Annotated in this window: 16 protein-coding genes and 1 tRNA gene; 14 read left to right on the top strand and 3 right to left on the bottom strand. The window is 39.6% G+C overall.

Annotated elements, in window-relative coordinates:
- Positions 1–51 precede the first annotated feature (51 nt).
- Both AB3G38_RS11355 and AB3G38_RS11350 read left to right on the top strand, forming a co-directional pair.
- Positions 52–1,458, top strand: coding sequence for a glycogen synthase (locus AB3G38_RS11355; protein WP_367868579.1), 1,407 nt, complete (start codon positions 52–54; stop codon positions 1,456–1,458).
- Positions 1,459–1,466: 8 nt separating this feature from the next.
- Complete coding sequence (locus AB3G38_RS11350) at positions 1,467–2,741, top strand: glucose-1-phosphate adenylyltransferase (protein WP_367868578.1); 1,275 nt, start codon at positions 1,467–1,469, stop codon at positions 2,739–2,741.
- Between the two features lie 413 nt (positions 2,742–3,154).
- On the opposite strand, the gene AB3G38_RS11345 is transcribed toward AB3G38_RS11350, so the two are convergent.
- Genes AB3G38_RS11345 through AB3G38_RS11335 form a run of 3 tightly spaced genes read right to left on the bottom strand, consistent with a single transcriptional unit; the run spans position 3,155 to position 6,978 of the window.
- Positions 3,155–4,207: a 2Fe-2S iron-sulfur cluster-binding protein gene (locus AB3G38_RS11345; protein ID WP_367868577.1), complete on the bottom strand. Its 1,053-nt coding sequence runs from the start codon at positions 4,205–4,207 to the stop codon at positions 3,155–3,157.
- Between the two features lie 38 nt (positions 4,208–4,245).
- Complete coding sequence (locus AB3G38_RS11340) at positions 4,246–5,604, bottom strand: PAS domain-containing sensor histidine kinase (protein WP_367868576.1); 1,359 nt, start codon at positions 5,602–5,604, stop codon at positions 4,246–4,248.
- A gap of 3 nt (positions 5,605–5,607) precedes the next feature.
- Positions 5,608–6,978 (bottom strand): sigma-54-dependent transcriptional regulator, encoded by a 1,371-nt coding sequence (locus tag AB3G38_RS11335; protein ID WP_367868575.1) that lies wholly within the window; start codon positions 6,976–6,978, stop codon positions 5,608–5,610.
- Between the two features lie 220 nt (positions 6,979–7,198).
- Here AB3G38_RS11335 and AB3G38_RS11330 point away from each other — a divergent pair, with 220 nt between their 5' ends.
- The 12 genes from AB3G38_RS11330 (at position 7,199) to clpX (ending at position 22,280) form a co-directional block, all read left to right on the top strand.
- Complete coding sequence (locus AB3G38_RS11330) at positions 7,199–8,443, top strand: efflux RND transporter periplasmic adaptor subunit (RefSeq protein ID WP_367868574.1); 1,245 nt, start codon at positions 7,199–7,201, stop codon at positions 8,441–8,443.
- A 94-nt stretch (positions 8,444–8,537) separates the two neighbouring features.
- The gene (locus AB3G38_RS11325; RefSeq protein ID WP_068395383.1) at positions 8,538–9,236 is read left to right on the top strand and encodes an ABC transporter ATP-binding protein; all 699 of its coding nucleotides are present in this window, start codon (positions 8,538–8,540) and stop codon (positions 9,234–9,236) included.
- A gap of 68 nt (positions 9,237–9,304) precedes the next feature.
- Positions 9,305–11,677 carry an ABC transporter permease gene (locus tag AB3G38_RS11320; RefSeq protein WP_367868573.1) on the top strand — a complete coding sequence of 791 codons (2,373 nt, stop codon included), beginning with the start codon at positions 9,305–9,307 and terminating at the stop codon, positions 11,675–11,677.
- A 2-nt stretch (positions 11,678–11,679) separates the two neighbouring features.
- Positions 11,680–14,067 (top strand): ABC transporter permease, encoded by a 2,388-nt coding sequence (locus AB3G38_RS11315; RefSeq protein ID WP_367868572.1) that lies wholly within the window; start codon positions 11,680–11,682, stop codon positions 14,065–14,067.
- Positions 14,068–14,078: 11 nt separating this feature from the next.
- On the top strand, positions 14,079–16,472 hold the full coding sequence (locus AB3G38_RS11310) for an ABC transporter permease (RefSeq protein ID WP_367868571.1): 2,394 nt from the start codon (positions 14,079–14,081) through the stop codon (positions 16,470–16,472).
- 37 nt (positions 16,473–16,509) lie between these two features.
- On the top strand, positions 16,510–17,193 hold the full coding sequence (locus AB3G38_RS11305) for an ABC transporter ATP-binding protein (RefSeq protein ID WP_367868570.1): 684 nt from the start codon (positions 16,510–16,512) through the stop codon (positions 17,191–17,193).
- A gap of 17 nt (positions 17,194–17,210) precedes the next feature.
- Positions 17,211–18,008, top strand: a complete 798-nt coding sequence (locus AB3G38_RS11300; protein ID WP_367868569.1) for an ABC transporter substrate-binding protein — start codon at positions 17,211–17,213, stop codon at positions 18,006–18,008.
- A 112-nt stretch (positions 18,009–18,120) separates the two neighbouring features.
- Positions 18,121–18,202, top strand: a tRNA-Leu gene (locus AB3G38_RS11295).
- Between the two features lie 123 nt (positions 18,203–18,325).
- Positions 18,326–18,562: a hypothetical protein gene (locus tag AB3G38_RS11290; RefSeq protein ID WP_367868568.1), complete on the top strand. Its 237-nt coding sequence runs from the start codon at positions 18,326–18,328 to the stop codon at positions 18,560–18,562.
- Positions 18,563–18,741: 179 nt separating this feature from the next.
- Positions 18,742–20,097 carry a trigger factor gene (tig, locus tag AB3G38_RS11285; RefSeq protein ID WP_354305761.1) on the top strand — a complete coding sequence of 452 codons (1,356 nt, stop codon included), beginning with the start codon at positions 18,742–18,744 and terminating at the stop codon, positions 20,095–20,097.
- A 248-nt stretch (positions 20,098–20,345) separates the two neighbouring features.
- A complete protein-coding gene (clpP, locus tag AB3G38_RS11280; protein WP_183867973.1) occupies positions 20,346–21,035 on the top strand; it encodes an ATP-dependent Clp endopeptidase proteolytic subunit ClpP in 690 nt (229 codons plus the stop codon).
- A gap of 3 nt (positions 21,036–21,038) precedes the next feature.
- The gene (gene clpX, locus AB3G38_RS11275; RefSeq protein ID WP_367868567.1) at positions 21,039–22,280 is read left to right on the top strand and encodes an ATP-dependent Clp protease ATP-binding subunit ClpX; all 1,242 of its coding nucleotides are present in this window, start codon (positions 21,039–21,041) and stop codon (positions 22,278–22,280) included.
- The last annotated feature ends 19 nt before the right edge of the window (positions 22,281–22,299 follow it).

The following is a 22,299-nucleotide window of genomic DNA, read 5'->3' as shown; positions in this document are numbered from 1 at the left end:
TATTTTAATAGCAAATTTAAACAGCTTCTTATTTCAGTATTCCAATAATTTATGGAAATAATTCATCTCAGTGCAGAATGTTATCCGATAGCTAAAGTTGGCGGATTAGGGGACGTAGTAGGCGCATTACCAAAATATCAAACTAAACTAGGCCATTATGCTAAGGTGGTAATGCCGGCTTATAACAACTCATTCCTGCTGCAAAACGAATTTGAAGTGGTGTATGATGGATGGGGCAATCTTGGAACCCGTCATTTTCCTGTTCGTATCTTTAGAGAAAAAACCAATAAACTGGGTTTCGATCTTTATCTTGTTCATATTGCCGGACTCACAGACCGTGATAAGGTGTATGGCTATGAGGATGATACTGAACGTTTTCTTGCTTACCAGATTGCTGTTTTAGACTGGATTAACCAGTGGGAGCATCGTCCGGATGTAATCCATTGTCATGACCATCATACTGGCCTTGTTCCATTTATGACGGGCAATTGTGAGAAATATAAAGACCTTAGAAATATCCCGACTATACTAACTATCCATAATGCACAATATCAGGGGCAATTTGGATGGGATAAGTTAGCTTACCTGCCAGCTTTTGATCTTTGGAGATCGGGATTGCTGGAATGGAAAAAAGATATTAATCCACTGGCTTCAGCTATTAAGTGTGCGTGGCGCGTAACGACAGTTTCTCCAAGTTACCTGGAAGAAATCAGTTACAATGCAAATGGGCTGGAAGGTCTTTTAGCAAGTGAAAGGGGAAAGTCTGCCGGAATTCTGAATGGTATAGACAATGAAGTATGGGATCCGCAGAAAGATCCTATGTTAACAAAAAATTACACGATAAGGACGGTAGAAAGTGGAAAGAAAGCAAACAAAGCGGCCTTATGTGATGTTTTTAATTTAGATCCTTCAAAACCGCTGTTTACTTTTATTGGCAGGCTGGTAGGAGAGAAAGGGGCGGATTTATTACCTGCAATTTTCCATAATTCTTTAGCACATAGCTATGGGAACATAAATATTCTTGTATTGGGATCGGGTGATCCTGAGGTTGAGGAAAAATTGATGGAGTTAAAGGAGTGGTTCCCCGGAAATTATAACGCTTATATTGGTTACAATGAAACGTTATCTCACCAGATTTACGCTGGAGCGGACTTCTTATTGATGCCTTCAAGGGTAGAGCCTTGCGGGTTAAATCAGATGTATGCTTTGCGTTATGGTACGGTACCGGTTGTAAGAAGAATAGGTGGTTTAAAAGATACGGTGGTGGATATAGGTGATGGTGGGTTTGGTATTTGCCATGACCAAACAAGTGTAGAGGATGTTGGACATGCGATTGGAAGAGCTTATGACCTTTATCAGAATAAGAAACAGATAAAGGAAATTTTAAAGTTCACCATGCAATTGGATCACTCCTGGGATAAGGCAGCCCAACAATATATAGATCTGTACCAAATGTAATTTATCATATGACTGAAAAAGTACTAGGAGTTATCCTTGGCGGTGGCCAGGGCTCCAGATTATCGCCGCTTACGCAGACCCGTTCTAAGCCCGCAGTTCCAATTGCCGGGAAATATCGTTTGGTAGACATTCCTATTTCTAATTGTCTGAATTCTGGTATTCACCGCATGTTTGTCCTTACTCAGTTTAATTCGGCTTCTTTAAATAAGCACATTAAAAATACATACCATTTCAGCCATTTCAGTGATGCTTTTGTGGATATTCTTGCGGCAGAGCAAACGCCTGATAATCCAACGTGGTTTCAGGGAACGGCTGATGCTGTGCGTCAGACGATGCATCATTTGTTGCAGCATGATTTTGAATATGTCCTGATCTTATCGGGTGATCAGCTGTACCAGATGGATTTTAACGAGATGTTATTGGCGCATGAGGAGAGTGGGGCAGAGGTGACTTTGGCAACTATCCCGAGTACGGCTAAGGATGCAACGAGTTTTGGTATCTTAAAGGCGAATGAGGAAAATATAATTACTTCTTTTATTGAGAAACCGAGTGCCGATTTATTGGTGGACTGGGCTTCTGATACTGGGCCGGAAATGCAGGCTGAGGGTCGTAATTACCTGGCGTCAATGGGTATTTATATTTTCAACAGGGATTTACTGGTGAAGATATTTGCGGAGAATCCTGAGGAAAAGGATTTTGGTAAGGAAATTATTCCGCGTGTGTTAAAGACGCAGCGTGTACTGAGTTTTCAGTATGAGGGGTATTGGACGGATATTGGTAATATCTGCTCTTTCTTTGAGGCAAATTTAGGGTTGACGGATGATATTCCAAAGTTCAATTTGTTTGATAGTAATCAGAGTATATTCACCAGGCCAAGGATGTTGCCGCCAACCAAGATTTTAAGTACTTCGTTAGTGAAAGCGGTTATTGCGGAGGGTTGTATTTTAAATGCGGACCTTATTAAGCATTCTGTGATTGGTATCAGGTCAAGGATTGGTAATGGTACGTCTGTAGAGAATACTTATATCATGGGTAGTGACAGGTACCAGACGCTTGCCGAGATTGCGGAGGAAAATGCTGCGGGAAGACCGCTGATTGGAATTGGCGACAGGTGCAAGATTTTTAACGCGATCGTTGATAAGAATTGCAGGATTGGGAATGATGTAGTGATTAATGGTGGGGTTCATTTAGAGGATGGGGATTTTGAGTGTTATGCGGTTAAGGATGGTATTGTGGTTGTGAAGAAGGATGCAGTAATTACTGATGGAACGGTGATTGGGTAGGGGTTCTCCTGAAGGTCAATAAAAAAAGGTTAAGCAGTTTTCTGGCTTGCGTTCCCTGAAGAGGGATCCGAGGCTCAGAAAATTGCTTAACCTTTTTTTATTGATTCAGATTTTAACCCTTTCCCGATAACCGTTTCATCAGTTTACAACGCAATCGCTTATTTCACAACTTTGTGGTTGGTTAATTTGGCTAGCTGGTTAGATATCGTTATGGATCGCTTATTACTTGTTGTTGATGGCTAGCTGGTTAGATATCGTTATGGATCGCTTATCTCTTAATGATTTTTTGGAAGAATCCAGAATTAAATGCGAATTCAAGTTTTGAATTTGATAGAATTTTAAGGCATAGAATTATACAGAACCTTAGCGTGATAGATCAGACAGAACTTTTACATATAGAGTTTGGTGGAGTCTTAGATTACAATTTTAGTGTTGTTTTGGGTAGGGTGCCCTGTACAGATCAGCACTCTTCCGGCTGCTATTTCTTCATCGGTTAAGACTTCGTTATAGTCCATTCTGACGCCGCCTTGGGTGCAGGAAGCTACGCAGGAACTGCATATTCCGGCTCCGCAGCTGTAGGGTACATTGATGTTATGCGCAAGAGCCACTTCCAGGATTCTTTTATACCAGGGTACTTCTAATTGGTAGACGTTTTTATTGAATTCAAGGATGACGGTGTAGGTGTTTTTGTCTTTGATGACCTTCTCGGTCATGTCGTCGTCGTCTGCTTCATCTTCGGGGATGAAATAGGTTTCTTTTTTTATCTGGTCTATACGGAAGCCTAAGCCTAAAAGGGAAATGCGGCACATCACCATGTAGTCAATGGGGCCGCAGGTGTAGCATAGGGCATCGTATTGGTCGTACTGGATGTTGGAGTTGTAAAGATCGTGGAATGCAAAGCTGTTGAGGCGTGCGAGTTGCAGGTTTTTAGAGTCGCTGAATAGATAGATTAGTTTAAAGCGTTCGGGGTAGTCTTTTTGCCACTGGTTCAGTTCTTTGTAAAAAAGGGTTGTTGTGGCGGAACGGTTGCTGTAGATCAGTACTATTTTTGAGCTTTCTTCTTGTAGCAGGGCCGTTTTCAGAATGGAATAAATGGGGGTAATACCTACGCCGGCTGCAAAGAGAAATACGGTACGTTTGATGGTTTTGACAGGAGTGTAAGTGAAAATTCCTGTTGGGGGCAGTACGTTCAGGATATCTCCGACAGCTGTTTTGTGGTGGAGATATTTAGAGATTTCTCCGTTTTCTACGAGTTTTACTGCAATACTAAGGGGTTCGTCTATTGCGGGTGAGCTGCAAATGGAGTAGGAACGCCTGATTTCTTTGTTGTTAACCTGAAAGAGTACGGTCAGGAATTGTCCGGCTTCATAGATTAGTGGAAGGCCATTTACGGGTTCAAATTGAATGAAGACGTTGTTTCCGGGACGTTGTGAAATTTCAGTAATACGTAATTGCAGGGTAGTCATAGGATGCAAATCTATCGATTTATTTTATAAAGGGTCGCTTAAACATAATTGAAAACGAGGGAGAAGATGGTCTTTTCCTGGGGTATTGAGCTGACTTCGAGATTGCCGTAATGCATTTTCATAATGTTACGGGTGATGGTCAGACCGATACCGGAACCGTTTTTCCTGGTGGTGAAAAATGGGACGAAGATTTTCTCTGCGAGTTCTGGTTCAATTCCTTTACCGTTATCAGTAACGTCAATAAAGAGTTTGTTTTGTTCCAGGCGGTAGTCTATTTCTATTTGAGGATTAGTGGTGTCTTCCAGGGCATGGATGCTGTTGGTGATCAGATTGATTAAGGCCTGCTCTACCAGTTTTAAGTCTATGTTGATGGTGATTTTTGAAGAGGTTTGCCCCACAGTTAGTTTGACGTTTTTTGCAGAAGCAAAGGGTTGCATCAGAATCTGGATGTGTTGCAGGATCTCACCGATGCTATGGGATTCGAGTTCGGGGGTCGGCAGTTCAGCAATTAAACGGTAGTCTTTGACGAAGTCCAACAGGCCGATAGAACGCCTTTTAATGGCTTGGATTGCAGGTTTGAGGTCTTCAAGCTCCTCTTTATTCAGGGAGTCTTTGTTAGTGACCATCGTATTGACGGTATCGGAAAGGGAGCTGATCGGGGTAATGGAATTCAGGATTTCATGGGAGATTACCCCGATGAGCCTGTTCCATGCTTCTATTTCTTTTTGCTCAATTTCATCCTTGATGTTCTGGAAAGAGATAATTCTGTAATTGGTATTGTAAAGGTTGATCGGGATGACTTCGGTAGAGAGCTGGATCAGTTTATCCTGGATTTTTAATTCAAGGAATCTTTTGCCGCCTTTTTCTATGCGCTGTATTTCAGCAGCGAAAAGTGGAAGGTGCTCTTTCAGGCGATGCCAGTATTTATAGGCGGGTACTTTCAGTAAGGCCGCCGCGGCTTCGTTAAAGAAGGAGATTTCGGCTTGTTCGTGTACGGTATTGTTGTCTTTGAGTACGATTACACCTACGGGGACCTGCTGAAGGATGGTTTTAATGAGCTGAAACATAGCGTCTTGTTCCAGCTGGATGTCTTTATGGGTTTTAATGATGTCATCAAAAGAGCTGTAAAGGTCAGGAAAGCTGCCTTTGGTGCTTTTATTTCTGAAGTTTAAGGTGTGGTCACGGGTTTTGATAGCGAGTATAAAACGTTTGATATCAGCTCTGATCTGATTGATATAGTTATAGAGGGAAATGATACTGATCAAAAGCATACAGGAGACACCGGCAATGGTAAACCAAAGCTGGGTTTTGAGTATCAGATAAGTCAGCAGCAGAGCCAGCGAATTGATGAGCAAAAGATTAAGGAGCAGCCTGAAAGTGAAACGTTGATAAAACATAAGCTATAATCCGAATTTTTCTATTCTGCGGTACAAGGCTGCACGGGTCAGACCGAGTTCTGCTGCTGCACGTGATATATTTCCTTTGTGGTTTTCTATGGCCTTTTGTACCATCATTTTCTCCATTTCTTCCAGGTCGAGCGTTACAGGCATGGGAGAGGTGCCACCGAATCTTTGTGGACTCAATTGTAAATCCAGTTCTGTAATCTCTTTACCATCGGCCATGATAATGGCACGTTCAATAACGTGCTGCAATTCCCGGACATTCCCAGGCCAATGATAGTTTAATAAGGTCTTTTCTGCTTTTTCAGTGATATTGGTGATGTTTTTATGATACTTTGTACTAAATATATGTAAAAAATGATTAGCGAGCTGTATGATGTCTTCTGCGCGTTTATGCAGGGGAGGAAGCTCCAGTTCTACGGTGTTAATCCGGAAAAGCAAATCCTGACGAAAGGTTCCTTTGGTAACCATTTCGTTCAAAGGCATATTGGTCGCAGTAATAAGCCTTACGTTTACTTTACGGTCTTTGCTCTCTCCTAAACGGGTCACTGTCCGGTTTTGCAGTACGGTAAGAAGTTTGGATTGCAGGGGCAAGGAAAGGTTCCCGATCTCATCCAGGAAGATAGTTCCGTTATCGGCTAGTTCGAATCTGCCGGGACGGTCATCGCGCGCATCTGTAAATGCACCTTTGGCGTAACCGAATAGTTCACTTTCAAAGAGATTTTCATTGAGTGAGCCTAAATCGACATGCATGAAAATATGGTTTTTTCTGAGGGAGTGTTTATGGAGTTCGTAGGCGAATACTTGTTTTCCGGTACCGTTCTCTCCAAGAATTAATACATTGGCATCGGTTGGGGCTACCTTGATCAGGGTGTTTTGTAGCTGTTTGATAGGTTCGGAAGTGCCGATGATATGCTCAAATTTACGCGCCTGATCGTTTTGGATAGAGGTGTTTATCTTTTCTAGTTTTTTGACTTTTTTAGTGGATTGCCTTAATTTAGAGGCAGCGGAAAGTGTTGCATAGAGTTTTTCATTTTCCCAGGGTTTAAGGATAAAGTCTGTTGCACCTTTTTTGATCGCCTGTACAGCCAGCTCCACATTGCCATAGGCGGTCATCAGAATAACTACATAATCTTTATCAATAGATAGAATATGTTCTAACCAGTAGAGTCCTTCACGACCATTGCTGGCTCCTTTCTGATAGTTCATGTCCAGCAGAATGATATCTATTTCGTTATGGCTCAGGAGAACATTGATCTCCTTTGGTGATTTACAGGTAACAACCTGGTTGAAATGCTGCTTCAGAAAAAGTTTTGCACTTAACAGGATATCATCATCGTCATCGATTACTAAAACGTTCGCTTCTGTCATTTTGTAAGATTTTAGGCAGCTTTAATGGGTAATCCGGTCAGTTTAAAGAGCTGCTGGACAAAAATAGCGGAATTGTCCGTTGCTGTACAACAGGTGTCCGATAATGAACGGTATTTTTCTATTAAAATGATTTAAGTTATTGATTTTTAGTTATTTAAATATGTTTTTCTGCTTTGGCATATGCTTAGCTTAAGGCCACATAGATATTACAATAGTTATCATGGATAAGATCATCGAAAAAAAGAGATTCAGTACTAAAAAGATATTAATGATTACGGGGGGGATTTTGTTAGCTGCTTTGGTGGGATATGGATATAAGCTGTCATTGAATAAGGTTTATAAAGCTGATGCAGATAAACTCACGCTAAGTAAAGTTAAATATGGTGACTTTGAGGATGTAGTTTTATTGAATGCGAGTGTAGTACCCTTAACTTCGGTAATTGTCAGTTCTCCGGAGGGGGGAACGGTAGCTGAAATTTTTACAGAGAATGGGGCTAGTGTTGTCAAAGGTACACCGCTGTTAAGAATCGCTAATCCAAATGCATTATCTAATTATACTTCGAGCGAAACCAGTATTATAGAACAGATTAATCAATTGCGTAAGGTACGTCTGGATCTGGAACAAAATCAAAGGGTAATGGCTCAGGATATGATGGTGATCGAGAATACACTGAGAACGGCGGGCAGGAAATATAAAATTGATAGTACGCTGTTCCTGAATAAAGTAATTACCAGGGAAGAGTTTAATACTTCGAGCCAGGATTATGAATATAATAAAGACAGAAAAGCAATCTTAAAACAGGCAGTTAAGCAGGAAAATCAGAGCAGGACAATGCAGTTACAGCAAATTGATGTTTCTGTTACCAGGATGAATGAGAGCCTGGAAACTATCCGCAAAAATATAGAGAATATGACTATTAAAGCCCCAGTTTCGGGAAGATTATCTTCTTATGACCCTGTGATCGGTAAATCTTATACGGCCAATGAGATGCTTGGAAAGATTGATGTGATGCAGGGGTATAAGTTACAGGCTGGAGTAGATGAATATTATATCAACAGGGTAAAGGAGGGGCAATCTGCTAATTGTGAGTTTAATGGGAAAACTTATCGCCTTACGGTCAGAAAGGTGATTCCTGAAGTTACAGCGGGGCAGTTCCAGGTAGAATTAGTTTTTGAAGGGAAATCACCTGATGAGTTAAGAAGAGGATTATCTTTACAAGTAAAACTTACGCTTTCAGATAATAGTAAGTCTCTGCTACTGGCACAGGGGCAGTTTTTTCAAAGTACCGGAGGTTCATGGGTATTTGTGCTGAAGAATGGTAAAGCTCAGAAAAGAAACGTAAAAATAGGCCGTAAAAACTATTTGTATTATGAGATCATGGAAGGTTTACAGAAAGATGAAGAAGTGATTACTTCTTCTTATGATCAATTCAATCAATATGATATTGTAGAGGTCAGTAAATAATCAAATAGCAATAGTATAATTAAATAATCAGCAAGTCAATTCGTAAAAGACATAAAAATTCGTAAAAAGACATAAAAATATAAAGCATCATATCATGATAAAAATTGAGAACCTGGAAAAAGTATACAAAACGGAAGAAGTAGAAACAACCGCACTGAATGGAATCAATATGCACGTTAAAGCGGGGGAGTTTGTGTCTATTATGGGCCCGTCGGGCTGTGGAAAGTCTACTTTATTGAACGTAATGGGGCTTTTGGATAAACCAGAAAGTGGCAGTTATAAGTTTCTGGAAACAGAACTGCTGACCATGAATGATAAAGAACGCTCCAATTTTCGCAAAAGAAACATGGGTTTTGTATTCCAGAATTTTAACCTGATCGATGAGCTTACGGTATTTGAAAACATCGAATTGCCGCTGATCTATAATAAGGTTGCCGCACCTGAGCGTAAGCGCCTGGTCAATGAAATGATTGAAAGGATGAATATCGTAAACCGGAGCGGCCATTTTCCGCAGCAGTTATCCGGAGGTCAGCAGCAGCGTGTAGCAGTTGCAAGGGCTTTGGTTACTAAACCAAAATTGGTATTGGCAGATGAGCCTACGGGTAACCTGGACAGCTCTCATGGAAATGAAGTGATGGAACTGCTTTGCGAATTGAATGAACAAGGAACTACCATTGTCATGGTGACCCACTCTTCGCACGATGCAAGCTTCTCTAACCGGATTATTAACCTGAAAGATGGACATGTAATTTCTGAAAAAGTAAATAAAGCAAGGTCTGAAGAGCTTATTTAAGCAACGTTTTCATTTAAAAAGCGTCAACCTGTAAAAGAACCACTGACGATTAAAGCTGAACCTCATTTATGTTTAAACTCAACCTGAAAATCACCTTAAGGAATCTCTGGAGAAATAAAACTTCTTCGTTAATTAATATCAGCGGACTCGCTATTGGTTTGGCTTCCTGCTTATTGCTGATGTTGTATGTTGCTTACGAAAAGAGCTATGATAACCAGGGAAAGGATGCCGGAAATGTTTATAAAGTGATGACGAATTTTCTGGACATTCACAGAAAGGTTGAAGCCACGGGAGAACTTACAGGAAATATGATCGGGCCAGCGTTAAAGGAAAATTATCCTGCTGTGAAAGCGATGAGCCGTTATGAATGGGGAGGACCGAAATTAATCGCCAACGGAACCAAAAGTTTTAAAAAGAGTGGCCGGTTTGCGGATGCAGCTATATTGAATGTATTTGATTATACTTTTATTTCAGGTGATCAGAAAACTGCCCTGAATGCACCTGATAATGTAATTGTTACCGAATCTACTGCTAAATTATTATTTGGGACAACGGATGTACTGAATCAAACGGTTCGTTTTGAGAATAAGCTTAATCTTAAAATTACGGGGGTGGTTAAAGATATCCCTGGTAATACTTCTGTCTATTTTGATTTTTTGATGCCCTGGTCACTTTATGAAACCCAGCTTGATTGGGTAAAACAACCCATGTGGACTAATTTCAACTGGTCAACTGTGGTCAGGCTGGATCCATCAACCGATATCGGACAGTTTAATCAAGAGATCAAAGGGCTTATGGAGAAAAAACAACCTGATGCCAGAGCTTCTGCTTTCGTTTACCCATTAAGCAAACTCCATCTCTATGGTAATTTTGTCCACGGAAAGAGTGTTGGAGGAAAAATTGAACAGGTGCATTTATTTATGGGACTGGGTATTGGGATTTTGCTGATTGCCTGTGTCAATTTTATGAATATGGCCACTGCAAAATCTGAACGCAGAGCCAAAGAAGTCGGAATCAAAAAAACTATTGGTGCAACAAGGGGAAGCCTGATCAGTCAGTTTCTGATGGAATCACTGGTGTTAACCTTTTGCAGTTCAATTATGGCTATTGTTATTATTGAGCTGGCATTACCTTCGTTTAATAACTTATTGGGTATAGAACTGGGTATTAGTTATTCAAATACAGCGCTATGGGCTGGCCTGATTTCGGTAGTTTTACTCACCGGCCTGATTGCCGGAAGTTATCCTGCCTTTTATTTATCTTCTTTTAATCCAGTGCAGGTCCTTCGGAAAAAAGGCGGTAAAATCCAGGGACAATTGATCAGTTTCCGGCAGTTATTAGTCATCGGACAATTCAGTTTTGCAGTAATATTGATTATTGCAACCACAGTGATCTATCAGCAGATACAATATATTAAAAACAGGCCGGTCGGTTACAAAGTCAATGAACTGGTAGAAATGGAGCAGGATGGTAATCTGGTTAATCAATTCGATGTACTAAAAGCTAAATTATTGCAGTCCGGAGCTATAACTGCATTGGCACAATCTTCAACCAGTATGACTGTAGAGGGTTCAAATTTCACTGGCATGCAATGGCCGGGATCTACTCATGCTGATGAGCTGTTTACCTTTAATCAAATTGCTACAACCTATGATTTCATTAAAACTACGGGTGTAAAATTACTGGAAGGAAGAGAGTTCTCTCCTTATTTTGCTTCTGATAGTGCAGCTGTGATGGTCAGCCGTTCGGCTGTGAAAAGGATGAATTTAGTTAATCCGGTTGGCCAGATTGTTATTTATCATGGAGAGAAGCGAACTATCGTAGGTGTATTCGATGATTTTATCTGGGGTTCACCTGCTCAGGTAGACCGGCCAATGGTCATCGGTTTTTACCAGGGATGGGGAGGAACAGTTATTATGCGTTTAAATCCGGCAAATGCACCTGCGGCTAACCTGGCAGTGATTGAGAAGATTACTAAAGAAATTAACCCGGCCTATCCTGTAAAAGTGAATTATGTAGATCGTTTATATGCGGGGAAATTGAATGCACAGCGGGTGTTAGGTGTATTGTCTAATCTGTTTGGCGGACTGGCTATTTTTATCTCCTGTCTTGGTTTATTCGGACTGGCTGCCTTTAGTGCGGAACAAAGGACAAAAGAGATTGGGGTTAGAAAGGTACTGGGTGCTTCTGTAGCACATCTGATGCAGTTGCTTTCTTTAAGTTTTCTGAAAATGGTGCTGATCGCTATTGTAATTGGTATTCCTATTGCAAATTATATCATGAATGGCTGGCTGAGGAATTTTGAAATTCATACAACTATCAACTGGCTGGTCATTGTACTGGTCGCTGCAGGCACTTTAGGAATTGCGCTGATTACTGTAAGTCTTCAGACCTATAAAGCCGCAAAAACTAATCCGGTCCAAGCTTTAAAATACGAATAATCATGTTCAGACTCAATCTTAAAATTGCCCTGAGGAACCTTTGGAAAAACAAGAGTTATACTTTGATTAATATAGCGGGTTTATCTATTGGTATGGCGGGCTGCATCCTGATCTATTTATTTATCAGTTATCAATTGAGCTTTGATCAGCGGTATAAAAACAAAGACAGAATTTACCGGGTAGTTAGCCATGCATATTATGCTGGCGGTGAAGAATTTGATAATGCAGTGCCCTTGCCTTTAGCTAATGCGATGCGCAATGATTTTGGAATGCTGGAAAATGTTGCTGCGTTAGAATCGGTATGGGGAATAATTAAAATCAAAGATTCCAAAGGAAATGTGAAAGTCAAGATTAAAGACAGGGCATTTTATGCAGCGCCTGATTTCTTTAAAATATTTGATTATCAGTGGTTGCACGGAAATCCGGAGCAGGCTTTAAAAGAGCCGAATACAGTCGCACTTTCTCAAAAGACGGCTGAGCGGTTTTTTGGAGACTGGCATCAGGCCATCGGCAAAACTATCAATTTTAAAAATGATAAGGATCTTAAAGTTACCGGGGTATTCGCTGATATTCCAGAGAATAATAGTAATGTGATTAATATTGCAATTTCTTATGCAAGCTTTGAACATAGAAATCAAAAACGCTGGGGATCAATATCTTCAGATTCTGAATGCTATATTTTACTCAAACCAGGTGTAACAATTGCTGATCTGGAGCGTCCAAAAGTTGCATTCCTGAAAAAATACTATGTCGAAAAGACAGTTGGAAAACCAGATCATCTTTTTCAACCGCTTGATGAAATCCATACAGATGAACGTTTCAGTAATTTTTCTGGCAAAATAACCAGTAAAAGTGAACTGCTTGGCCTTACAGCGATAGGTGTGTTGCTGCTAATTACCGCATGCATCAACTTCATTAACCTGGCTACTGCACAAGCGGCAGGCAGGTCTAAAGAAGTTGGTGTACGCAAGGTCATGGGAAGTGGTAAAAAACAACTCATGATCCAATTCCTGACGGAAACAATGCTGCTGACTTTCATTGCATTATTAATGGCCTGCGCAATCACAGAAATTGCTTTGCCGGGCATGTCAGCTCTGTTTAAAGAAAAAATAACGTTCAATCTGCTGGAGAACCCGGTCATTTTTGTATTTATTCTTTGTATGGTCTTATTTGTCGGCTTTTTATCCGGCTTTTACCCTGCAATGGTGATGTCAGGATTTAGTCCGGCGCTGGCTATTAAAAACAAGGTGAATATCAGACATGGTGGTGGAATATTACGTAAGGTGCTGGTTGTTGTTCAATTCTCCATCACAATTGTACTGGTTACTGGTACATTGGTTATTCTGATGCAAATGAAATTTATGAGAGAAAAGCCTCTTGGATTTAATTCATCGGCAATAGCGCTGATCAATGTTCCATCAGATAGTTTGAGTAAACTGAAGTTTGATATTCTTAAAACCAGGATTCTGAACGAGCCTGGTGTTTTAGCCGTAAGTTTTTGTAATTCTGCGCCCGCTGCTGAAAGTAACCTGACGAATGAATTTTATTACGATGGCACTGTGATGGAAGATTTCCAAGCCAATATCAAGTTTATTGATGCGGATTATTTGAAGACTTTCGGATTGCAGCTTTTGGCTGGCAGATTTTTGACTAAAAGTGATACGATCCGTGAATATGTGGTGAATGAAACTTTATTAAAGAAGTTAAAGGTTGTACATCCACAGGATGCTATCGGGAAGATGATTATTTTAAGCGATCATCGTGCTCAGGTAGTTGGCGTGGTAAAGGACTTCAATAATAAGAGCCTCAGAGAATCAATTTCTCCTATTTTGATGACGACACGTAAAGATGGTTATGCTGCTCTTTCTGTGAAAATGGATGCGCAGCAAATTCCGGATGTGATGAAGCATGCAGAGAAAATCTGGAATGAATATTATCCGGACTATGTTTATTCTTCTGATTTTATGGACGATAAAATCAATAAATATTATGAAAGCGAGCAGGTAATGGGTACGCTGTTCAAAGTATTTGCACTGGTTATCATATTTATTTCTTTCATCGGTTTATTTGGCCTGATCTCTTTCGTTGCAGTACAAAGAACCAAAGAAATGGCTATTCGTAAAGTATTGGGCGCAAGTGTATTTGAGCTGGTCAGTATGCTGAATACAACTTTTATTTTCCTGATTTTATTGGCGAATCTGATTGCCTGGCCGGTCGCCTATATTTTTATTCAAAAATGGTTATCTGGTTATGCTTACCGCATTACGCTTAGTATCTGGCCTTTTGCAGCCGCCATGTTTATTTCACTGATGATTACGCTGATTACCGTAAGTTTCCGCTCTTATAAGGCGGCGAAAACCAATCCGGTAGATGCGCTTAAATATGAATAAAAAAACGCAGGATGTTTAGACTCAATCTCAAAATCGCATTCAGAAACCTCTGGAAGAATAGAGGATATACCTTTATCAATATTGCAGGTTTATCTGTAGGTATGGCCAGCTGTATCCTTATTTTCATCTTTATCAGGTACCAGCTGAGTTTTGATCAGCAATTTGTCAATAAAGAGCGGATTTACAGGGTAGTTTCTTATTGGAAATATACAGCTAAAGAAGACTTTCAAAGTGGAGTTCCAAGACCTTTGGCGGCAGCTATGCGCAATGACTTTGGCATGCTGGAAGAGGTTGCTGCATTACAGCGCGATGGTGGAATAATCAAGGTAAAAGACGAGTCAGGGAACGTGAGGTTGAAAACAGCTGAAGACGTATTTTATGTAGAATCAGGCTTTTTCAGGATATTCGATTATACCTGGCTGGAAGGAAATCCGCAACAAGCGCTGGTACAACCGAATACTGTTGCGCTTTCTCAGAAAATGGCTTCCAGATTTTTTGGTGATTGGCATAAAGCAGTTGGACAGACTTTTCAATACCGGGATAAGCTCCTTAAAGTAACAGGTGTATTTGCGGATATTCCTGAAAACAATAGTAATCCTATAAATATTGCAATAGCCTATGCGGGGTATGAAAATAAAGATATGAAAGATTGGTATGCTGTATCATCCAGTTCAGAAGTCTATATTTTATTAAAAAAAGGAGTGGACGTTGCTGATCTGGAAGGTCCTAAAAATGCTTTTCTGAAAAAATATTATACAGATAAAGAATCAAATGGTAAAGAAGATCATTTTTTTCAACCATTAGCTGAACTTCATCAGGATGCAAACTATGGCAATTTTTCGGGGAAGATTATAGAGAAAAGTCAATTGGCTGGCCTGGTCGCAATTGGTGTGTTTTTAATGCTCACAGCTTGTATCAATTTTATTAACCTGGCAACTGCCCAGTCCATAGGCCGCTCTAAAGAGATAGGGGTGCGTAAAGTAATGGGTGGCAGACGAAAACAGCTGATGGTTCAGTTTCTGACCGAAACATTAGCCATTACCATTTTCGCTTTACTGATCGCTTGTGTATTGACAGAGGCTGCCTTACCAGGCATGAATTCCTTATTCAGGGAAAAGATCTCTTTTAGTATGCTGGCTCATCCGGTAATTTTTGTTTTCATGATCGGACTTGTACTGTTCATTAGTCTGATTGCTGGTTTTTATCCGGCGATGGTGATGTCAGGTTTTAATCCTATGCTGGCCATCAAAAACAAAGTTAGCCTGGGTAATTTGGGTGGTATTGTTTTGCGTAAGGTATTGGTTGTATTCCAGTTTACGCTTACTGTTGTTCTGATGACCGGAACGTTTATCATCATGAAACAAATGAAATATATGCGGGAAAAACCATTGGGATTTAATCCTACGGCAATTGCCATGGTAGATGTTCCAGGTGATAGTCTCAGTAGGTTAAAGTATGGACTGTTGAAAACAAGGATATTGAATGAAACTGGGGCACGTTTTGCAAGTTTATGCAGTAATGGCCCTTCCTCAATGGATGTTGATCATATTAATTTCTCTTATAATGGAAAGAAACCAGGGTTTCAGGTGGGCAGTAAATATGCAGATGCAGCTTATTTTAAAACGTTTAATTTACAACTGATTTCAGGAAAGGGTTTTTCTGAGAATGATAGTTTACAGGAGTATATTGTCAATGAGACCTTCCTTAAAAAATTAAATATGGTTAGCCCCGAAGATGCGATCGGACAAAAAGTTGCATTGGGTGGAAGTGCTGATCAGATCTCCATTGTGGGGGTGGTGAAAGACTTTAACAATACAAATCTAAGAGAGACCATATCGCCGGTCCTATTCCATAAAAACCGTAAAAAGGCCAGGGTAATTGCTGTTAAAATAAATACGCAAAATATTCCTGCCACAATGAAAAACATAGAATCTATATGGAATTCTGTTTATCCGGATCATGTGTATGAGGCAACCTTTATGGAAGAACAGCTCAATAAATATTATGAGAGTGAGCAGCTAATGGGTATGCTGTTTAAAGCATTTGCATTAGTCATCGTTTTTATATCTTTTATTGGTTTGTTTGGATTGATTTCTTTTGTTGCTACACAAAGAACTAAGGAAATGGCAATACGCAGGGTTTTGGGTGCGGGTACTTTAGAATTGGTTAGTCTGTTGAATTTTTCCTTTATCGTGCTGGTGCTTTTAGCTAACCTGATTGCCTGGCCAATAGCCTATCTGCTCATCGATAAATGGTTATCTGGTTATGCGTACAGGATTGAGTTAAATATCTGGCCTTTTTTAATGGTAACCTCAATTTCAATGGCAGCAACCTTGCTGACGGTGAGTTTCCGCTCTTTCAGCGCTGCCAGAACTAACCCCGCAGATGCTTTAAAAGACGAATAAATACAAATAGAATACTAAATCTTATATTTATCCAAACATGATACAATTACAGAATATAGAAAAATACTATGCAAACAAGGGACTGAAAAGTTATATCCTCAGACATGTGAGCACAACCATTCAGCAAGGTGAGTTTGTTTCGATTATGGGGCCTTCTGGTGCCGGGAAATCTACTTTACTGAATATTTTGGGGATGCTGGAAGAACCTACTTATGGCAGTTATGAGTTTATGGGCGAAAATGTAGTTTCCCTGAATGAGCGCCGCAGGATAGAGCTTTACAGAAATCATATCGGTTTTGTTTTCCAGGCTTATCATTTGATAGATGAAATGACTGTTGCCGAGAATATTGAAGCACCTTTACTTTATAAAAAGGTAGGCAGCGCGGAACGCAAAAGCCGTGTAGCAGAAATGCTTGATCGCTTTAATATGGTGGCTAAAAAAGATCTTTTTCCGAATCAGCTATCGGGAGGTCAGCAGCAGTTGGTGGGGATTGCAAGAGCACTGGCAGCACAACCACTGATTATCCTGGCAGATGAGCCGACTGGGAATTTACAGTCTGCACAGGCTTTGCAGATCATGGATCTTTTCAAAAAACTGAATGAAGAAGAAAACATTACGATTATCCAGGTAACGCACTCTGAAATCAATGCAGGTTATGGCACCCGGATTTTACATTTGCTTGATGGAGTAATCAGTGAAGATCTTCAGGTGGGCGTATAAAAAAGTATATTTGTTCCATGTTACGTCAGTTTACCGATCAGCTTAATCAAACCATTGCGCTAAATTATCCGCCAAAGCGGATCATCTCTATTGTGCCTTCCCAAACCGAATTATTATTCGAACTGGGATTAAATGAAGAAGTGATCGGACTGACTAAGTTTTGCATTCATCCTGCGCAGCAGTTTAAAGCTAAAACTAAAGTAGGAGGCACGAAAAAGCTGAATATCGAGCTGATCAGAAGTTTGAAACCTGATCTGATTATTGGTAATAAAGAAGAGAATACGAAAGAAGACATAGAATTGCTGCGGAAAGATTTTCCGGTATGGATGAGTGATATCTTTACGCTGGAAGATGCAATGAAAACTATAACGCAGATCGCAGAATTAGTAGACAGGCAACCTGAGGCGGCTTATTTAAATTATCTGATCAATGCGGGCTTTACAGATCTGCAAACTTTAGCTTTAGAACAGGGGATTGATAAAACAGTCGCTTACCTGATCTGGAAGGGGCCTTATATGCTGGCCGGAAGAAATACTTTTATTGATGATATTTTGGTTAAAAACGGACTGACCAATGTAATTAAGACAGATCGTTACCCTGAAATCGAACTTCAGGAGCTGGCTGCATTAAAGCCGGAACTGATTTTACTCTCTTCGGAGCCTTACCCTTTCCGGGAAAAGCATATTGAAGAGTTGAAAATAGCAATTCCAGCGGCCAAAGTAATGCTGGTAGACGGAGAAATGTTCTCTTGGTATGGCAGCAGATTGGTCAAAGCGGTTCAATATTTATTTCAGTTGCAAAAAGAATTAAAATAAATTGGCTTAAAATGAATGCGTTAGCTGTTTAGGGGTGAAATAAATGCAAAAGGTTTTTGATAATTGATAACTATCTCTATCTTTGCAGTCCAAACAAAAACAATTCCTAACTGCGGATGTGGCGTAATTGGTAGCCGCACCAGACTTAGGATCTGGCGCTTCACGGCGTGGGGGTTCGAGTCCCTTCATCCGCACAAGAATGGTGATAGATTTAATTATCTGTCACCATTTTTATTTTAAGAGGTTTTTTATTGATACTTTACTTGCAGCTAGTCCGATAAATTAGGTTAATTTTGTACTGTTATTGAGGTGCAAAAATGAATAAGCTGCTCAGAAAATATGATTTAGTCTTATTGGAATACAACGAAATCATTGTTGAAAGTTTCCATAGAGAAGATTATAAAGAGTATAATGAGATTTTATTATCAGCCAGCAGCTGTGCTGTAGAAGGCAATACTTTTACAGTTGATGAAACCCGTAAATTAAGAGAGCAATATTTGTCAGGTCTTCAACTAATTCTTAAACCTGATTTTTCTGCAAAAAATGCGGCTTAAAATAACATTAAAAACACAATTTGATAATTAACTATGTCTTATTCGGGAAAATTAATACTTTTGGCACCTCTATTGAAGAGGGGGTATCGAAGAGTTTATATCCTTCATACGCGTAAATCCTCCATGAATACCGGCGGGATTTCAATAAAAAGACATTTAAACACCATTGATTTAGAAAGATGAATATTACACAGGAAAAAATTGACAACTTAAACGCAGTTGTAAAGATTAAAATTTCGCCTGAAGATTATACTGAAAAGGTCGATAAAACTATTAAAGAACAAGCGAAAAAATCTACCCTTCCGGGATTCCGTAAAGGAATGGTTCCTGCTGCTCATATTAAGAAAATGTATGGTAGAAGTATCCTTGTTGAAACTATAAACGCTTTATTAAGCGAAAACCTGAATAAATTCCTGACAGAAAATAAAGTTGAAATCCTTGGTCAGCCAGTTCCGGTTGTAGATAACACTAAAGATTTTAAATGGGATGGTACTGATGCTTTTGAATTTGACTATGAAATTGGTCTGGCTCCAGCAGTTGAAGTTAACATCACTGCGAAAGATAAATTTACACAATACAATGTAAAAGCAGATGACGAGACTTTAGCTTCCCGTATCAAAAACATCCGCCGCAGCTATGGCAAAATGACAAACCCGGAAGTTTCGGCAGACGATGATGTACTTTATGCCGAATTAGCACAACTTTCTCCTGATGGTTCAGTTTTTGAAGGTGGAATTACCAATACTGGTTCTATCCGTTTAGATCAGGTTAAAGACAAAGCAATTTTAAAATCTTTAATCGGACTTAAAAAAGATGCAGTACTTGAATTAGATCTTCAGAAAGCATTAGGGAACAATCAGGCGGTAATCGCTAAGTTGTTAAACATTGGTGAGGATGAAGCTAAGGATCTGCAATCTAAATTCCAGGTAACGGTTAAAAATATTAACCGCTTAGAGGAATCTGATTTGAACCAGGAGTTCTTTGATAAAATATTTGGTGAAGGTATCGTTACTGACGAAGCTGGTTTTACAGCAAAAATCACAGAAGAAATTGAAGGTATGTTTAAACAGGATGCGGATCGCAAACTGCAAAATGACATGTACACTCAGTTAACTGAAAACGTGAAAATGGATTTGCCGGATGAATTTTTAAGAAAGTGGTTAAAAGCTACCAACGAAAAATTATCTGATGCAGAACTGGAAGAAGGTTATAACGATTTTGCGAAAAACCTGAAATGGACTTTAATTGAAAATAAAATCATTAAAGACAACAGTATCGAAATTAAATACGAAGATGTATTCCAAACAGCTAAACAACGTTTAGATGCACAATTCAGAATGTACAGTCCAGCTCCAATGCCGGAAGATCAGTTGTCACAATACACAGCTACCTTCCTGCAGGAAAAAGACAATGCAAACCGTATATTCGAAGAGGTAAAAGCAATTAAAGTTTTTGAATACATTCAGTCGGTTGCCACTTTAGACCAAAAAGATATAGCTTATAATAAATTTCAAGAGTTAGTTGAATCTGTATAACAGGTTTCTCAAATTTCTTTAATCTTATCGTAAGGCGGCTTTATTAAAGCCGCCTTACTTATATAAAGCTATTTCTGAACTTTGTAAATTAATAAGCTGAATTTAAAAAGCTGGTTAATTTTACAATAACCAAATAATTTGTCAACTTAGTTTGATTAATTTGGATTTGATAAAAGCTAGTCCCCTGTAAAAAGGGCGCTCAGTCAAACCACAAAACAAAAATAGAAACTCGATAAACTTATATACAGATGAATATAGATAAAGACGAATTTAGAAAATATGCAGTTAAACATCACCGTATAAACGGCTTAAATGTAGATCGTTATATTGGTCACACAAATAGTTCACCAAAAAGCATGACCCCATACATCATTGAAGAACGTCAGTTGAACGTTGCTCAGATGGATGTTTTCTCCCGTTTAATGATGGACAGAATTATCTTTTTAGGGGATGCGATCCATGATGGTAATGCAAATATCATTCAGGCACAATTACTGTTTTTACAGTCAACTGATAACAACAGAGATATCCAGATTTATATCAATTCACCGGGTGGATCTGTTTATGCTGGTTTAGGTATTTATGATACCATGCAGTACATTACTCCTGATGTAGCTACTATCTGTACAGGTATGGCAGCATCAATGGGCGCAGTTTTATTAGTAGCAGGTGCTAAAGGTAAACGTGCAGCATTAACACACTCACGTGTGATGATCCACCAGCCTTCAGGAGGTTCACAAGGTGTGGCTTCAGATATGGAGATCAATTTAAGAGAGATGCTTAAATTGAAAAAAGAATTATATGATATCATTTCTGACCATTCAGGACAGACTTACGAATGGGTGGAAAAAGCATCTGACCGTGATTACTGGATGAAAGCTGATGAAGCCAAAAGCTTCGGAATGATTGATGAAGTATTAGGTTCGAATAAAAAATAGATAATGGCTAAACAAACTAAAGAATCCCGTTGCTCTTTTTGCGGTTCAAGTAAGCAGGATACTTTAATGCTTATTGAAGGGCTTGATGCATACATTTGCGATAAATGTGTGACACAGGCTCACCAGCTGGTGCTGCAGGAATTTGGCAATAAACAAGCTAAATCACTGGATGCTGCCGGCCCCCTCTTAAAGCCGATGGAGATTAAAGCGCATATTGACCAATACGTTATTGGGCAGGATGATGCTAAGAAAGTACTTTCTGTAGCCGTATATAACCACTATAAAAGGTTAGGACAGAAGATTGATGCAGTGGATGAAGTGGAGATTGAAAAATCTAACATCATGCTGGTTGGAGAAACCGGTACAGGAAAAACTTTACTGGCGAAAACAATCGCTAAAATCCTTCATGTACCTTTCTGTATCTGTGATGCTACGGTATTAACAGAAGCAGGGTATGTGGGTGAAGATGTAGAAAGTATCCTGACCCGTTTGCTTCAGGCTGCAGATTATGATGTGGCTTCTGCTGAACGCGGAATTGTTTATATCGATGAGGTAGATAAGGTTGCACGTAAAAGCGATAATCCTTCTATTACCAGAGATGTGTCAGGAGAAGGTGTACAACAGGCTTTATTAAAGATCCTGGAAGGTACTATCGTGAATGTTCCGCCTCAGGGTGGACGTAAACACCCTGATCAGAAAATGATTCCTGTAAACACGAATAATATCCTGTTTATCTGTGGCGGTGCATTTGATGGTATTGAACGTAAAATTGCCAACAGATTACGCACACAGGCTGTAGGTTATAAAGTTAAAAAGGATGACACTGAACTTGATCTGGACAATCTGTACAAGTATATCACGCCTGCTGATTTAAAATCTTTTGGTTTGATTCCTGAGCTGATTGGACGTGTTCCGGTATTAACTCACCTGAATCCGCTGGATAAACAAGCATTACGTAATATATTAACGGAACCTAAGAATTCTTTATTCCGTCAGTATGTGAAATTGTTTGAATTTGAAGGTGTAAATCTTGTATTTGAAGATGAAGTTTTAGACTTTATCGTAGATAAGGCCATGGAATATAAGTTAGGCGCAAGGGGATTAAGGTCTATTTGCGAAGCTATTATGCTGGATGCAATGTTTGACATCCCGTCTGATCCAACGATTAAGGATCTGGTCATCTCGCTCGGATATGCGGTGGAGAAATTTGAAAAGGCAGACTTTAAGAAGTTAAAAGCTGCCTAAAGATTTTAAATCCCCGTTT

Source organism: Pedobacter sp. WC2423, assembly GCF_040822065.1.
In the GTDB taxonomy this organism is placed as follows: Bacteria; Bacteroidota; Bacteroidia; order Sphingobacteriales; family Sphingobacteriaceae; genus Pedobacter.
Note: the sequence above shows the minus strand (reverse complement) of the source record. Positions and strands in the feature narration are given on the sequence as shown.